At 72.6% G+C, this 14131-nt stretch carries 12 protein-coding genes; 7 read left to right on the forward strand and 5 right to left on the reverse strand.

All coding sequences use genetic code 11. The annotated features are described in order from the left end of the window. Positions 1-35 precede the first annotated feature (35 nt). Complete coding sequence (locus GA0070562_RS25325) at positions 36-272, reverse strand: hypothetical protein (protein ID WP_013286401.1); 237 nt, start codon at positions 270-272, stop codon at positions 36-38. A 143-nt stretch (positions 273-415) separates the two neighbouring features. On the opposite strand from GA0070562_RS25325, the gene GA0070562_RS25330 reads away from it, so the two are divergent. Further along, on the forward strand, positions 416-1543 hold the full coding sequence (locus GA0070562_RS25330) for a geranylgeranyl reductase family protein (protein ID WP_091427076.1): 1128 nt from the start codon (positions 416-418) through the stop codon (positions 1541-1543). Here the strand turns inward: GA0070562_RS25330 and GA0070562_RS25335 are convergent. Next, positions 1530-2564: an NAD(P)-dependent alcohol dehydrogenase gene (locus GA0070562_RS25335; RefSeq protein ID WP_091426846.1), complete on the reverse strand. Its 1035-nt coding sequence runs from the start codon at positions 2562-2564 to the stop codon at positions 1530-1532. The two genes, GA0070562_RS25330 and GA0070562_RS25335, sit on opposite strands and share 14 nt — an antisense overlap. 95 nt (positions 2565-2659) lie before the next feature. On the opposite strand from GA0070562_RS25335, the gene GA0070562_RS25340 reads away from it, so the two are divergent. After that, a complete protein-coding gene (locus GA0070562_RS25340; RefSeq protein ID WP_244255402.1) occupies positions 2660-2845 on the forward strand; it encodes a hypothetical protein in 186 nt (61 codons plus the stop codon). A gap of 39 nt (positions 2846-2884) precedes the next feature. On the opposite strand, the gene GA0070562_RS25345 is transcribed toward GA0070562_RS25340, so the two are convergent. Beyond that, entirely contained in the window at positions 2885-4672 is a 1788-nt protein-coding gene (locus GA0070562_RS25345; RefSeq protein ID WP_091426851.1) for a bifunctional metallophosphatase/5'-nucleotidase, read from the reverse strand. 151 nt (positions 4673-4823) lie between these two features. On the opposite strand from GA0070562_RS25345, the gene GA0070562_RS25350 reads away from it, so the two are divergent. Continuing rightward, entirely contained in the window at positions 4824-5726 is a 903-nt protein-coding gene (locus GA0070562_RS25350) for an SDR family oxidoreductase (protein ID WP_091426854.1), read from the forward strand. A gap of 98 nt (positions 5727-5824) precedes the next feature. On the opposite strand, the gene GA0070562_RS25355 is transcribed toward GA0070562_RS25350, so the two are convergent. Both GA0070562_RS25355 and GA0070562_RS25360 read right to left on the reverse strand, forming a co-directional pair. Next, positions 5825-6475 carry a nucleotidyl transferase AbiEii/AbiGii toxin family protein gene (locus GA0070562_RS25355; protein WP_091426856.1) on the reverse strand — a complete coding sequence of 217 codons (651 nt, stop codon included), beginning with the start codon at positions 6473-6475 and terminating at the stop codon, positions 5825-5827. Beyond that, positions 6472-6798, reverse strand: coding sequence for a hypothetical protein (locus GA0070562_RS25360; protein ID WP_091426857.1), 327 nt, complete (start codon positions 6796-6798; stop codon positions 6472-6474). The genes GA0070562_RS25355 and GA0070562_RS25360 overlap by 4 nt, the downstream gene beginning before the upstream one ends. An 881-nt stretch (positions 6799-7679) precedes the next feature. Between GA0070562_RS25360 and GA0070562_RS25365 the strand changes: the two genes are divergently transcribed. The 4 genes from GA0070562_RS25365 (at position 7680) to nrfD (ending at position 14122) form a co-directional block, all read left to right on the forward strand. Further along, positions 7680-8261 (forward strand): hypothetical protein, encoded by a 582-nt coding sequence (locus GA0070562_RS25365; RefSeq protein ID WP_091426860.1) that lies wholly within the window; start codon positions 7680-7682, stop codon positions 8259-8261. 299 nt (positions 8262-8560) lie between these two features. After that, positions 8561-11884 carry a formate dehydrogenase gene (gene fdh, locus GA0070562_RS25375; protein WP_254663870.1) on the forward strand — a complete coding sequence of 1108 codons (3324 nt, stop codon included), beginning with the start codon at positions 8561-8563 and terminating at the stop codon, positions 11882-11884. Next, a complete protein-coding gene (locus GA0070562_RS25380; RefSeq protein WP_091426865.1) occupies positions 11877-12920 on the forward strand; it encodes a 4Fe-4S dicluster domain-containing protein in 1044 nt (347 codons plus the stop codon). The genes fdh and GA0070562_RS25380 overlap by 8 nt, the downstream gene beginning before the upstream one ends. After that, positions 12917-14122: an NrfD/PsrC family molybdoenzyme membrane anchor subunit gene (nrfD, locus tag GA0070562_RS25385; RefSeq protein ID WP_091426866.1), complete on the forward strand. Its 1206-nt coding sequence runs from the start codon at positions 12917-12919 to the stop codon at positions 14120-14122. Before GA0070562_RS25380 ends, nrfD begins: the two co-directional genes overlap by 4 nt. Positions 14123-14131: the final 9 nt, after the last annotated feature.

A 14131-nucleotide genomic window follows, 5' to 3' on the forward strand; every position in this document is an offset into this window, starting at 1 on the left:
TCGCTACCCGGTGCCCGGTGGGGCAAACGACCCGATCACGCCATCTGGCGCGCGCACCAGCGGGGTCCGAAGTCCAGGCCGGACATCGGGGAGTCCTCGCGGTGCAGCAGCCCCCGCTCGGTCAGCGAGTGCAGCGGCTCGCGCAGCTCCTCCTCGGTCATCCCGGTCTCCTGGGCGATCAGGTCCGGGTAGGGGACGTGCCCCTGCACCTCCAGCGCGGACACCGCCTGGTAGACCCGTTCCTCGACCGCAGACAGCTGGACCTGAGGCATCGCTTCCCTCCTCGGCGTGGACCGCCCGACCCGCGGACGGCCGACGATCCGCGGTTACCCGGACGGCCGGCGATGATGCTCACCCGAACGACTGTCGTACCGGGCGGTGCGGCACGGCGGTGCCCTAGGCTGCACCCGTGATCATGGATCTCGTCGTGGTCGGCGGCGGGCCCGCCGGACTCTCCGCCGCCCATGCCGCGGCCCGGGCCGGTGTGCGCACGCTCGTGGTCGAACGGGCCACCCATCCCCGGTACAAGACCTGCGGCGGCGGCCTGATCGGCGCCTCGTTGGCCGAGATCGACGACCGCGTGGAGGTGCCCGCCCACGACCGGGTCGACCGGGTCACGTTCACCCGCGACGGGCGACGCGCGTTCACCCGGCGGCACCCGGCGCCGCTGGTCACCATGATCCGCCGGGAGGAGTTCGACGACCGGCTGCGCGCCGCCGCCGTCGCCGCCGGGGCGCAGGTCCGCGAGGGCGTCGCGGTCCGCGCGATCGAGCAGGACCCCGACGAGGTACGCCTGCGCCTGGCCGGCGGTGAGACGGTACGCGCCCGGGCCGTGATCGGCGCGGACGGCTCGTCCGGCGTGACGGCACGGCACGTCGGTGTCCGCTTCCGCCAGGTCGACCTCGGCCTGGAACTGGAACTGCCGGTGGACGGCGCCGAACGGGACCGCTGGCGCGGCCGGGTGCTGCTCGACTGGGGGCCGCTGCCCGGCTCCTACGCGTGGGTCTTCCCCAAGGGCGACCGCCTCACCGTCGGTGTCATCTCCGCCCGAGGGGACGGCGAGCGGACCCGCGCCTACCTGCGCGATTTCACCGACCGGCTCGGCCTGTCCGGGGTGACCCCGGAGCACGACTCCGGTCACCTGACCCGCTGCCGCACCGGGGACTCCCCGCTGCGGCACGGCCGGGTGCTGGTCGCCGGGGACGCCGCCGGGCTGCTGGAACCGTGGAGCCGGGAGGGGATCAGCTACGCGCTGCGCTCGGGCCGGCTGGCCGGGGAGGCGGTGGCCGCCGGTGACCTCGACGCGTACGCCCGGGAGGTCGACCGGCGGCTCGTACCGGAGATGCGCGCCGGGCACCGGCTGCTGGAGACGTTCGAGCGGCGGCCCGACGTGTTCCACGCGATGCTCGCGAGCCCGCCCGGCTGGCGGATGTTCGTCCGGTTCTGCCAGGGCCGGGCGAGCTTCGCCGAGGTGCTCGACCGGCGGCCCGTACGCGCCGGCCTGGCGATGCTCGACCGGCTGCCCCCGCTCAGGGGACGATGACGGCCCGCCCCCGTACGTCGCCCCGGCGCAGCGCCTCGTACGCCTGCGGCGCCTCCGCGAGGGGGAACGTCTGCACGTCGGCGTGCAGCCGGCCGGCGCGGGCCAGCGCGATCACCTCGTGCAGTTCGGCCCGGGTGCCCCAGAACGGCACCACCACACCGGTCTCCAGCGGCACCGGCGGCGGCTCGTCGGCGACCGGCCGCACCGGCAGCGTGCCGCCGGCCAGGCCCACCAGCAGGATCTGACCGCCGGTGGCGACCACCTGCCGGGCGGTGTCCAGCGTGGGCTGCGCGCCGACGAAGTCGAGCACCACGTCCGCGCCGTCCGGCGCCGGCCCGACCAGCTCGCGGATCTTGTCCACCGCGTCCGGGCCGGCCTGCACCACGTGGTGGGCGCCGAGGCGCCCGGCCAGGTCCAGCGCGGCGGTGTTCGTGTCCACCGCGATGATCCGGACCGCGGTGGTGGCGAGCAGGATCTGCAACCCCATGTGCCCCAGCCCGCCGATGCCGATCACCACGCAGGAGGTGCCGGGTCGCAGCCGGGGCCGGGCCAGCTCCACCGCGTGGTACGGGGTCAGCCCGGCGTCGGTCAGCGGCGCCGCCTGGGTCATGTCCATGTCGCCGACCGGCAGCAGCCGGGACGCGGGCACCACCACGTACTCGGCCAGCCCGCCGTCACGGCTGAGCCCGATGCCGCCGACCGGGATGACCCGGCAGCGGTTCTCCTCACCCCGCAGGCAGGCCCGGCAACGGCCGCAGCCGATGATGCCGTAGACCGCGGCCCGGTCCCCGGGCGACCAGCCGTCCACCCCGGCGCCGACCGTGTCGACGGTGCCGGCGATCTCGTGCCCGAGCGTCATCGGAATCGGGAACACGCCCTCCGGCGCGTCGAGGATGTGCAGGTCGGAGTGGCAGGCGCCGACCGCGCCGACGCGCAGCAGCACCTCACCGGGGCCGGCCTGCGGCGTGGGCACCTCCGCGTGCTCCAGCACACCGGGTGCGGTCATCCGTACTGCGCGCATGTCTCCTCCACCTCGTCGCCGACGGTCGTCGCGGCGGCATACCCGTGCCCTGGCGGTTGATGCGGAGACGGGCCGGGCAGGCGCACAATGCGGTCATGAGCGAACCGGCAGAGTCGTTCACCGACCAGGAGTACGCGTTCCTGCGGCACGTCCGCTTCGGCGAACTGCCGGCCCGGGTACGCCCGGAGGAGCGGATCGAGGCCGCCGAGACCGAGTTCCCGCCGGACCGCCCGGATCCGGTCGGCGGGGAGTCGGAGTGGCACCTGCGCGCCGGCGGCTGACGGGGCCCGGACACCGGCCCGGACCCCGTCGCGTCACGGTCAGAAGACCGGCACGCCCTCGCGTACCAGCTTCCAGTTGGGCACGAAGAAGTCGGCCGGGTCGATGACGCCCTTGGCCTGCGCCCAGTCGATGAGCAGCTGGCGGATCTCCTGCTGGGCGTTGTAGACCTGGGTCTTCACGATGCCCGGGAAGTTGCCGCCGCCGCTGCGCCGGTAGTTGTTCACCGCCACCACGAACCGGGCGTCCGCCGCGACCGGGGTGTCGGTGCCGGCCAGCACCAGGCGGGTGATCCGCTGGCCGACCGGCTTGGCGATGTCGATGTCGTAGTCGACGCCGGAGAACACGTCATAGTTGTAGTCCGGCACCGCCGGGTCGCTGATCGTCTCCGGGTTCACCGGCGCGCCCGCCGGCAGCGTGACGAAGTACTTCGCGGAGTACTCCAGGTACGCCTTCACCTCGGCGCCGGTCAGCACGACCGCCTCCAGCGTGTTGTCGTACACGTAGAGGCCCGCCACGTCGCGGATCCGCACGTCGCCCTGCGGGAACACCGCGGTACGGCTGAACGGCGCGGCGATGGACAGCACCGGCAGGCCCGCGTACTCGCCGCCCGCGAGGGCCTCGGTGACCACCTCGGTCTGGACGTGGTTGATGAAGTCCAGGATCGGCGTGTCCTTGTACCGCGACTCGGCGGCGGACAGCTCCACGCTGGACCGGGCGACGACCCGGTTGACGTACTCGACGGTCTTGGCGTGCTGGCCGCGCACGGCCGCGAGCACCGCCGGGTCCTCGACCACAGTGTTGGTGTTGAGCGTGGTGGCCGACTTGGCGGTGACCGTCCAGCGGCCCTTCTCCCGGGCCAGCGTGAAGTCCATCCGGGTCAGCCGCTGGCCCCACTTCGACGGCTCGGAGGTGAGGACCCGCTCGCCGGTGGTGAGGTTGGTGACGAACTTCTCCGGCACCTCGTTGTGCGCGTGGCCGAACAGGATCGCGTCGATGCCGGGCACCTGCTCGGCGATCAGCGCGGTCGGGTTCTCGTTCGGCAGCTCCGGGCCGTAGCTGGAGGTGCCGCTGTCCCCGCCGTGGGCGGAGATGACGACCAGGTCGGCACCGCGGCGGCGCATCTCCGGCACCCACTTCGCGGCGGTGGCGACCATGTCGGCGAAGACCAGGCGGCCCTCGACGTTGCCCTTGTCCCAGATGGCCACGCCGGGGTTGGTCAGGCCGAGGATGCCCACGCGCAGCTTCGGCGCGCCGTGCCCGCCGAGCTTGACCTCCTTGATCACGTACGGGAGGAACGCCGGCTTGCCGGTCCTGGCGTTGAGCGCGTTCGCGGCCAGCGCCGGGAAGCCGAGCTGCTCGATCCAGGTCGCCAGCAGCGGCAGGCCGTAGTTGAACTCGTGGTTGCCGAGCGTCACGGCGTCGTACCTGAGCACGTTCATGGCGCGGGCCATCGGGTGCGTCTCACCGGTGCTGGTGATCGGCTCCTGCTTGGCGTAGTAGGTGGCCAGCGGCGTGCCCTGGATCGTGTCGCCGGCGTCCAGGACCAGCGTGGCCCTGCCCTTGCGCTCGGCGCGGATCTGGTTGACGAGGGTGGCGAGCTTCGCGACGCCGACGTCGTTGTGCTTGCTGTCGTCGAACTCGGCGTCTTTGTAGTAGTCCCAGTTGTAGACGTTGCCGTGGGTGTCCGACGTGCCGAGGATCGTCAGGTCCCAGGTCTTCGGCTTCGGCTTCGCCTCGGCGGGCGCGCCGGCCAGCAGGGGAGCGGTTGCGGCGGCGGCCGCAACTGCCAGCACCTGGCGCCGGGAGGCGCCGGAGGAGGAGGTCATGAGGTGCCTTTCCGAATGGGGGTACGCGCCTCGTGGGCGCCGTTGCGCACCATAACCACCAGATGTCGCGTGCGCCACACCGGCCCGAATTGTTTCCCTTCCGGTCACAGGCTGCTGTTTTCGCGCCGGTCACCGGGGTAGGGGCGCATCCATGAGCGAGGACCAGTTCACCCAGCAGCACCCGGCCGAGCAGTACGGACAGAGCGAGGGACAGCCGGCGCAGCAGCAGACGCCGCCCGGCAGCGAGCAGGAGATGGGGCCGAAGCCCGATCACGGCGAGGAGTCGTACCGGGGCAGCGACCGGCTCACCGGCAAGCGGGCGATCATCACCGGCGGCGACTCCGGCATCGGCCGGGCCGTCGCGATCGCCTTCGCCCGCGAGGGCGCCGACGTCCTCGTCACCTACCTCGGCGACGAGGAGGAGAAGGACGCGCGGGAGACGGTCAGCCAGATCGAGCAGGCCGGACGCAAGGGCGTCGCCGTCCAGTACGACCTGCGCGAGGAGGCCAACTGCCGCGCGCTCGTCGACCAGGCGGTACGCGACCTCGGCGGCGTCGACATCCTGGTCAACAACGCGGCCTTCCAGATGTCGCAGGACAACGGTCTGCTCGACATCACCACCGAGCAGTTCGACCGGGTCTTCAAGACCAACGTGTACGCCATGTTCTGGCTCTGCAAGTTCGCGGTGCCGCACATGAAGGAAGGCTCGACGATCATCAACACCTCGTCGATCCAGGCGTTCGACCCGTCGCCGCAACTGCTCGACTACGCCACCACCAAGGCCGCCATCGCCAACTTCACCAAGGCGCTCGCGCAGAACCTGGCCGAGCGCGGCATCCGGGTCAACGCGGTCGCGCCCGGCCCGATCTGGACTCCGCTGATCCCGGCCACCATGCCGCAGGAGAAGGTCAAGCAGTTCGGCACCGACACGCCGCTGGGCCGTCCCGGTCAGCCGGCCGAGCTGGCGCCCGCGTACGTCTACTTCGCCTCGCAGGAGTCCAGCTACGTCACCGGCGAGATCCTCGGCGTCACGGGTGGCCGCCCGACGAAGTGAGGGGCCGCCCGGTCCCTGCTGGCCGCCGTCCGTTCTGGCCGCTGTCCGTCTGGTCCCCGGCACCTGCCGGGGTCGTTCCGATTCGTGGGCGACCCCGGTCAGCGGGGCCAGGCGGCCATCCGGCGGCGTACCTCGGCGATCCGCGGCGCGTCCAGGCCGTAGCGGGTGAACCGGCGGTCGGCCAGCCCGTCGAGGTAGCGGCCCGCCGCGCGCACGTCCTCGTCGTCGAGGGCCGGGTCGACCTGCTGGGCCAGCTCCAGCAGCTCCGCGACCGTGTACCGGTCCAGCGCGGCGGACACGTCGATGTAGTCGCGTACCTCCCGCCGGTTCACCAGCGCGGCGGTCTTGTTGGCGATCAGGTCGCGGACGTCCATGACCGGGCCGAGGTCCATCACCACCGGGCTGCGGTGCCGGTCCAGGCGGGCCAGGCTGAGCCGGATCTGCCGGCCGTCCCGGCTCACCACGAAGTCCCGCAGGTCCCGGTCGAATCCGTCGAACACCTCGCCCAGCCCGCCCGGGTCCACCTCGGCCACCCGGTAGCCGGCCCGTTCCAGCGCCGCGCGTACCCCGTCGGCCGCCGCCGCGGCGGCGCCCTCCACGTCGGCGAACAGGTCGACGTCCTCGGTGGGGCGGGTGACCAGACCGTGCGCGGCCCACGCCACCCCGCCGCCGAGCACGAAGCGGTGCGGGCCGGCGGCGGTCAGCGCCACCCGGGCCACCTGCCGGTAGAAGTCGTGCGGGTGGGTCACGCCGGGCGCAGGCTCCGGTGCCGGCCCTCCCAGGCCAGGCGTACGCCCCGGGGCAGGTTGAGCAGGGGCCACAACCGGCGCAGCGTGCCCGCGTGGATCAGCTCGCGCAGGTCCTCCACCCGGGAGGTCTCGCGCAGCACGTTCTCGTACATCCAGAGCAACTCGTCCGGATCGCCCAGGTCGAACGCGCGTTCGCTGCTCCACATCAGGCGTACCGGCAGTTCGACGATGCCGGTGGTGGGGCCGGTCAGCTCGTCGAGGGTGCGCGCCACCACGGCGGGTCGCCCGGGGCGGGCGAGGTACGCGTGCGCGGTGACCGACATGGCATCAGGGTAACCCCAACCCGGCCCCTTTCCCCCCAACCGTCCCGCCCAGCGCCCCCCAGCACCCGCCCGACCCCACCCACCCACCCGCCCCACCCCCGCCCCGTCGATCATGAAGTTGGACCGGACAAACCGGTCAGCTTGTGGCGCCAACTTCATGATCGCCCGTCGCAATCGCTCGCCTTGTTCACCTCGGGCGGCACCCACCGGAGATCTTGGAAGATGTCGGCCCCCATGAGGGCCGTTTCCTTCCAAGATCTCCGCGTGGTGGCGCGTGCGCGGGACCTGGGAGGTTCGCCGGGCGCCCCTCGCGCCGGGGTCCGCCCTGTGCTTGCTCTTTGCCGCCGCCGGATGGCGATCTTGGTGCGTCCCCGCCCTTATGGGGGCCGTTCGGCACCAAGACTCTCGCGGGGCGCTCCACCGACTCCGGCGACATCCGCTTGGGGACCTGCTTTGCGGGCGGGTCTGCCGTCGGCGGCCCGACCTCCCAACTGACCATGAGGTTGACGGTGACGAACCGGACATCGTGTGCGGTCAACCTCATGATCGACGCGGCGTGTCCGGGGATGCGTCGGTGTCCGGTTTCGGGGTGGTCGGCGACACCCGGGCGGCGGAATCGGTGGCGGGGTCGGGGCGTTATACCTGGTGAACGACCGCAGCAGCGCCCCCCGCACCTCGAGAACGCGGGCGGCAGCGTCCGGGAATGATCCCGGGCCGGCGGTCGTTGGACATGTCTCCGGCGCGACCAGTGAGCCCCGAAACGCCACCCCCGGCGTCCGCGGGCCGCGTGAGCAGGCGCCGGATCCCCCGAAGACTTCTGTGCGCCTGACGGTGCCCACGCGCCCACCCCCGGGTGCGTCGACCCCCGAACGGAGCCCACCATGAACAGCATCCTGCGTAAGAGCATCCTCGGTATCGCCGGTCTGACCGTCGCCGGTGGCCTCGCCGCCGGCCCCCTCAACCACGACACCACCACCCCGGTACGGGACACGGCCGTCACCACCCAGGCCGCGAAGCTCGACACCGCCGCGCTCATCCCGCACGGCGTGCAGGGCACCCAGTCCCACATCGACCTCGACGACGAGCAGACCAAGAACGTGAAGGCCATCATCGCCGCCACGAAGAAGGCCGGCATGGACGAGCGTGCCGCGGTCGTGTCGATCGCGACGGCGTTGCAGGAGTCGAAGCTGGAGAACCTCGGCCACCTCGGCGACCGCAACGACCACGACTCGCAGGGCCTGTTCCAGCAGCGTCCGTCCAGCGGGTGGGGCACGGTCGAGCAGATCACCGACCCCGAGTACTCCACGACCGCGTTCCTGAAGGGTCTGAAGCAGGTCGACGGCTGGCAGGACATGCCGCTGACCGTCGCCGCCCAGACCGTCCAGGTGAGCGCCTACCCCGACCACTACGCCCAGTGGGAGCAGCAGGCCGCCGACCTGGTGGCCGAGCACTGGAACAGCTGACCCGGCGGTGACCGGGGTCACGACGAACGAGCGGAAGAACCGTGACCCCGGTACCGTTGTGCAGAGCGTCGGTGTGTCCAGTGTCCCCGGGCCTCACCTAAATTGCCTTCGCGGAATACCGTTCGGCTGGAGCCGCGTCGCGCCACTCGCCGAGAGGCGACATGCACACCGACGCCCAGAGCCGCCCCGGCCATCCGGCCGGGGCGGCTCTGTCTTCGGGCTCGAGTCGCACGCCCCGCACCGCTGGCCTAGGGTTACAGGCAGAGGTGAGCCGTTCTCGACGGAGAGGGGGTGCCCGGATGGGTTTCAAGACGTTCATCCAGGGGTGGCCGGTCTACCGGCAACTCACCGGCACCGACCCGCTCGGTCGCGGCGCCGCCGCCCAGTCGGCGCGCTCCGCCGAGCTGGCTCCCCGCACCGAGACCGCCGACGGCATGGCCCGCTCCGTCTGCCCGTACTGCGCGGTCGGCTGCGGGCAGCGCGTCTTCCACTCCGACGGCAAGGTCACCCAGATCGAGGGCGACCCGGACAGCCCGATCTCGCGCGGCCGGCTCTGCCCGAAGGGCTCGGCCAGCAAGAGCCTGGTGACCAGCCCGCTGCGCCAGACCAAGGTCCGCTACCGCCGGCCGTACGCGACCGAGTGGGAAGACCTGGATCTCGACGTCGCGCTCGACATGATCGCCGACCGGATCCTCGCCGCCCGCGCGGAGACCTGGGAGGACGTCGACGACGAGGGCCGCCCGCTGAACCGGACGCTCGGCATCTCCAGCCTCGGCGGCGCGACGCTGGACAACGAGGAGAACTACCTCATCAAGAAGCTGTTCACGGCGATGGGGGCACTCCAGATCGAGAACCAGGCCCGTATTTGACACTCCGCCACCGTCCCCGGTCTGGGGACCAGCTTCGGTCGTGGCGGCGCCACGGACTTCCAGCAGGACCTCGTCAACGCTGACGTCATCGTCATCCAGGGCTCGAACATGGCCGAGGCTCACCCGGTGGGCTTCCAGTGGGTGATGGAGGCGAAGAAGCGCGGCGCGAAGGTCTTCCACGTCGACCCGCGGTTCACGCGTACCAGCGCGCTCGCCGACACGTACCTGCCGATCCGGGCGGGCACGGACATCGCGCTGCTCGGCGGCGTGGTGCGCTACATCCTGGAGAACGAGCTCGACTTCCGGGAGTACGTGCTGGCGTACACCAACGCGGCCAACATCGTCAGCGAGCAGTTCGTCGACACCGAGGACCTGGACGGCCTGTTCTCCGGCTACAACCCGGACACCGGCTCGTACGACCACGCGAGCTGGCAGTACGAGGGGCAGGAGGACAACGCCAAGATCCGGGGCACCGGTAAGGAACGCGACTCGGCCTCCGGGCTGGAGCACGAGTCGCACGGCGAGCCGGTGCCGGCGCAGGCGCCACGGGACGAGACGTTGCAGCACCCGCGCTGCGTCTACCAGATCCTGAAGCGCCACTTCTCCCGCTACACCCCGGAGATGGTGGCCCGCGTGTGCGGCATCCCGGAGGAGAAGTTCCTCGAGCTGGCCCGCGCCTGGACGGAGAACTCGGGGCGGGAGCGCACCGGAGCGCTCGTCTACTCGGTCGGCTGGACGCAGCACAGCGTCGGCGTGCAGTACATCCGGACCGGCTCGATCATCCAGACGCTGCTGGGCAACATGGGCCGGCCGGGCGGTGGCATCCTGGCGCTGCGCGGCCACGCCAGCATCCAGGGCTCCACCGACATCCCGACGCTGTTCAACCTGCTGCCCGGCTACCTGCCGATGCCGCACCACGCCGACCACCCGACGTTCGACGAGTGGGTGGACAGCATCCGGCACCCGGGCCAGAAGGGCTTCTGGGGCAACTCGCGGGCTTTCGCGGCGAGCCTGCTCAAGGCGTACTGGGGTGACGCGGCGACGCCGGAGAACGACTTCTGCTACGGGTACATGCCCCGGATGACCGGCGACCACGGCACGTACCAGCAGGTCCTGAACATGATCGACGGCAGGGTGAAGGGCTACTTCCTGCTCGGCCAGAACCCGGCGGTCGGGTCGGCGCACGGCCGGGCCCAGCGCCTGGGCATGGCCAACCTGGACTGGCTCGTCGTCCGCGACCTGTTCATGATCGAGAGCGCCACGTTCTGGAAGAACAGCCCGGAGGTCGCCACCGGCGAGATCGTGCCGGAGGAGTGCCGCACCGAGGTGTTCTTCCTGCCGGCGGCCTCGCACGTGGAGAAGGAGGGCACGTTCACCCAGACGCAGCGGCTGCTGCAGTGGCGGGAGAAGGCCGTCGACCCGCCGGGCGACGCCCGCTCCGAGCTGTGGTTCTTCTACCACCTGGGCCGGGTGCTGCGGGAGAAGCTGGCCGCCTCCACCGAGCGCCGCGACCGCGCGCTGCTGGACCTGGCCTGGGACTACCCGACGCACGGTCCGCACGCGGAGCCGAGCGCCGAGGCGGTGCTCAAGGAGATCAACGGGTACGAGGTGGCCACCGGCCGCCCGCTCAACGCCTTCGGCGAGGCCCGCGACGACGGCTCCACGGCGATCGGCTGCTGGATCTACTCCGGCGTCTACGCCGACGGGGTGAACCAGGCGGCCCGCCGCCGGTCCCGGCACGAGCAGGACTGGGTGGCGGCCGAGTGGGGCTGGGCGTGGCCGGCGAACCGCCGCACGCTCTACAACCGCGCCTCCGCCGACCCGGACGGCCGCCCGTGGAGCGAGCGCAAGAAGTACGTCTGGTGGGATGCGGACGCCGGCGAGTGGACCGGGTACGACGTGCCGGACTTCGAGAAGACGAAGCCGCCGTCGTACCGGCCGCCCGAGGGCGCCTCGGGCCCGGCCGCGCTCGCCGGTGACGACCCGTTCGTCATGCAGGGCGACGGCAAGGCGTGGCTGTACGCGCCGAGCGGCGTCCTCGACGGGCCGCTGCCGACGCACTACGAGCCGGCCGAGTCGCCGATGCGCAACCCGCTCTACGGTCAGCAGGCCAACCCGACCCGTAAGATCTACGAGCACCCGATCAACCGGATGAACCCGAGTCCGCCGGAGCCGCACAGCCAGGTCTTCCCGTACGTGTTCACGGTCAGCCGCCTCACCGAGCACCACACCGCCGGCGGGATGAGCCGTACCGTGTCGCGCCTGGCCGAGCTGCAACCGGAGATGTTCGTCGAGGTGTCCCCGGAGCTGGCCGGCGAGGTCGGGCTGGCGCATCTGGGCTGGGCGCACCTGATCAGCGGCCGGGCGGTGATCGAGGCGCGGGTTCTCGTCACCGACCGGCTCACCCCGCTGCGGGTGGACGGCCGGATCATCCACCAGGTCTGGCTGCCGTACCACTTCGGCACCGAGGGTCTGGTCACCGGCGACTCGGCGAACGACCTGTTCGGCATCACGCTGGACCCGAACGTCCTCATCCAGGAGAGCAAGGTCGGCACCTGCGACATCCGGCCCGGCCGTCGCCCCACCGGCCCTCCGTTGCTCGATCTGGTCGGCGACTACCAGCGGCGGGCCGCCATGACGGCGGACCGCAAGGTGCCGATGGTGACCACCGACGCGGCCGGCGGGGACGACGCCGCCGGCAGCACCGACGAGCAGTCGCCCGCCGCGCACCAGGACGGGGAACCGCATGCCTGACGCCAACAGCCTGTACGGCCCGCTCGACCCGGCCCCGGACGCGGGCTGGGTCGACGCGCCGCCCCGGATGGGCTTCTTCACCGACACCAGCGTCTGCATCGGCTGCAAGGCGTGCGAGGTCGCCTGCAAGGAGTGGAACGACGTCCCCGACTCGGGCTTCGACCTGCTCGGCATGTCGTACGACAACACCGGCGCGCTCACCGCGAACTCGTGGCGGCACGTGGCGTTCATCGAGCAGCCCCGCCCGGCCGGGCACCGCACGCCGCCGTTCGCGGGTGACCCGACCGGCCCGGCGACCAGCCCGGCGTCCGCGGCCGTCGGCGCGGTGACGGCACCCGACACCGGTACGAACCCCGGCCTGCCACCGGGGCAGCCGGAGGCGGCGGCGCGGATGGCTGCCGGGCCGGAGTTCCTCGGCATGCCCGGCACTGCCCCGCCCGGGCGGGGCACCGGCGTGGAGAGCCGCACCGACTTCCGCTGGCTGATGATGTCCGACGTGTGCAAGCACTGCACGCACGCGGCCTGCCTGGACGTGTGCCCGACCGGTTCGCTGTTCCGCACCGAGTTCGGCACGGTGGTGGTGCAGGAGGACATCTGCAACGGCTGCGGCTACTGCATCTCCGCCTGCCCGTACGGCGTGATCGACCAGCGCAAGGGCGACGGCCGGGCGTGGAAGTGCACGCTCTGCTACGACCGGATCGGCGCGGGCATGACACCCGCCTGCGCGCAGGCCTGCCCGACCGAGTCGATCCAGTACGGCCCGCTCGACGAGCTGCGGGAACGCGCCGCCACGCGGGTCGCCGCGCTGCACGAGCGGGGGGTGCCGGAGGCACGACTGTACGGCCATGACCCGACCGACGGCGTCGGCGGCGACGGCGCGTTCTTCCTGCTGCTGGACGAACCCGAGGTGTACGGGTTGCCGCCGGACCCGGTGGTCACCACCCGGGACCTGCCGAAGATGTGGAAGCGGGCCGGGCTGGCCGCGCTGGCCATGGCGGCGGCTGCCGTCGCCGCGTTCGCCGGAGGATCGTCGTGAGCCCGGACCGACCGGTCGGTGACCTGTTCCGCCGTTTCCGCGAGCGCCTGTCCGCGGAACGCGAGAACGGCAGCGCCGCCGGGCGGGAGAGCCGCAGCGCCGCCGGGCGGGAGAGCGGCAGCCGGGCCACCGCCGCCGGTCCCGGGGTGGGCCGCACCGACGCGGGCTCCCGCGACGCCGGGCTGGCCCCGCACCCGCCCCGCGACGCGGCACCGCGCCGGCGCCGCGGCAAGGGCGGCAAGGGCGGCGGGGAGCAGCTGAACGTCCCGCCGGCCGAGTTCACCTCCTACTACGGCCGGCCCATCCTCAAGCCGCCCGTGTGGCGGTGGGACATCGCCGCGTACCTGTTCACCGGCGGTCTCGCCGCCGGGTCGTCGCTGCTCGCCGCGGGCGGCCAGTTCACCGGCCGCCCCGCGCTGCGCCGCGCCGGCCGGGTCGCCGCGCTCGCGGGCGTCGGCGCCAGCACGTACTTCCTGGTCAACGACCTGGGCCGGCCGTCGCGTTTCCACCACATGCTGCGGGTGGCGAAGGTGACCTCGCCGATGTCGGTGGGCACCTGGATCCTCAGCGTGTTCGGCCCGGCCGCCGGGGTCGCCGCGGTCGCCGAGGCGGCCCCGCTGCTGCCCGGGCGCGGCGTGCTGGGGCTCGGCCGCCGGCTGCTGCCCCCGGCCGGGCACGCCGCCGGTGTGGTCGCCGCCGTCACCGCGCCTGCGCTGGCCACGTACACCGGGGTGCTGCTGGCGGACACGGCGGTGCCGTCGTGGCACGAGGCGTACCCGGAACTGCCCGCCATCTTCGCGGGCAGCGCGCTGGCCAGCGGCGCCGGTGTCGGGCTGGTGGCCGCGCCCTGCGCGCAGGCCGGCCCGGCGCGGCGCATGGCGGTCGCGGGCGCGGCGATGGAGTTGTGGGGTTCGCACCGGGTGGAGAACCGGCTCGGCCTGCTCAGTGAGCCCTACACGCAGGGCACGCCGGGGAAGCTGCTTCGCGCGGGCCGGGCGCTGACCGCCGCCGGTGTGGCGGGCGCGCTGATCGGCCGGCGCAGCCGGGTGCTGTCCGCGCTGTCCGGCGGCGCGCTGATCGCCGCGTCGGCGTGCACCCGGTTCGGCATCTTCCACGGCGGGGTCGCGTCCGCCCGGGATCCGCGGTACACGGTGGTGCCGCAGCGCGAACGCGCCGACCGGCGGGCCGCCGACCAGGACTGACACCTCCCC

The organism is Micromonospora tulbaghiae, from assembly GCF_900091605.1.
In the GTDB taxonomy this organism is placed as follows: Bacteria; Actinomycetota; Actinomycetes; order Mycobacteriales; family Micromonosporaceae; genus Micromonospora; species Micromonospora tulbaghiae.

Bases quoted from the DNA above. Each gene is read 5' to 3' on its own strand.
- GA0070562_RS25325 (WP_013286401.1), bottom strand. From the start codon at position 272: ATGCCTCAGGTCCAGCTGTCTGCGGTCGAGGAACGGGTCTACCAGGCG.
- GA0070562_RS25330 (WP_091427076.1), top strand. From the start codon at position 416: ATGGATCTCGTCGTGGTCGGCGGCGGGCCCGCCGGACTCTCCGCCGCC.
- GA0070562_RS25335 (WP_091426846.1), bottom strand. From the start codon at position 2,564: ATGCGCGCAGTACGGATGACCGCACCCGGTGTGCTGGAGCACGCGGAG.
- GA0070562_RS25340 (WP_244255402.1), top strand. From the start codon at position 2,660: ATGAGCGAACCGGCAGAGTCGTTCACCGACCAGGAGTACGCGTTCCTG.
- GA0070562_RS25345 (WP_091426851.1), bottom strand. From the start codon at position 4,672: ATGACCTCCTCCTCCGGCGCCTCCCGGCGCCAGGTGCTGGCAGTTGCG.
- GA0070562_RS25350 (WP_091426854.1), top strand. From the start codon at position 4,824: ATGAGCGAGGACCAGTTCACCCAGCAGCACCCGGCCGAGCAGTACGGA.
- GA0070562_RS25360 (WP_091426857.1), bottom strand. From the start codon at position 6,798: ATGTCGGTCACCGCGCACGCGTACCTCGCCCGCCCCGGGCGACCCGCC.
- GA0070562_RS25365 (WP_091426860.1), top strand. From the start codon at position 7,680: ATGAACAGCATCCTGCGTAAGAGCATCCTCGGTATCGCCGGTCTGACC.
- GA0070562_RS25380 (WP_091426865.1), top strand. From the start codon at position 11,877: ATGCCTGACGCCAACAGCCTGTACGGCCCGCTCGACCCGGCCCCGGAC.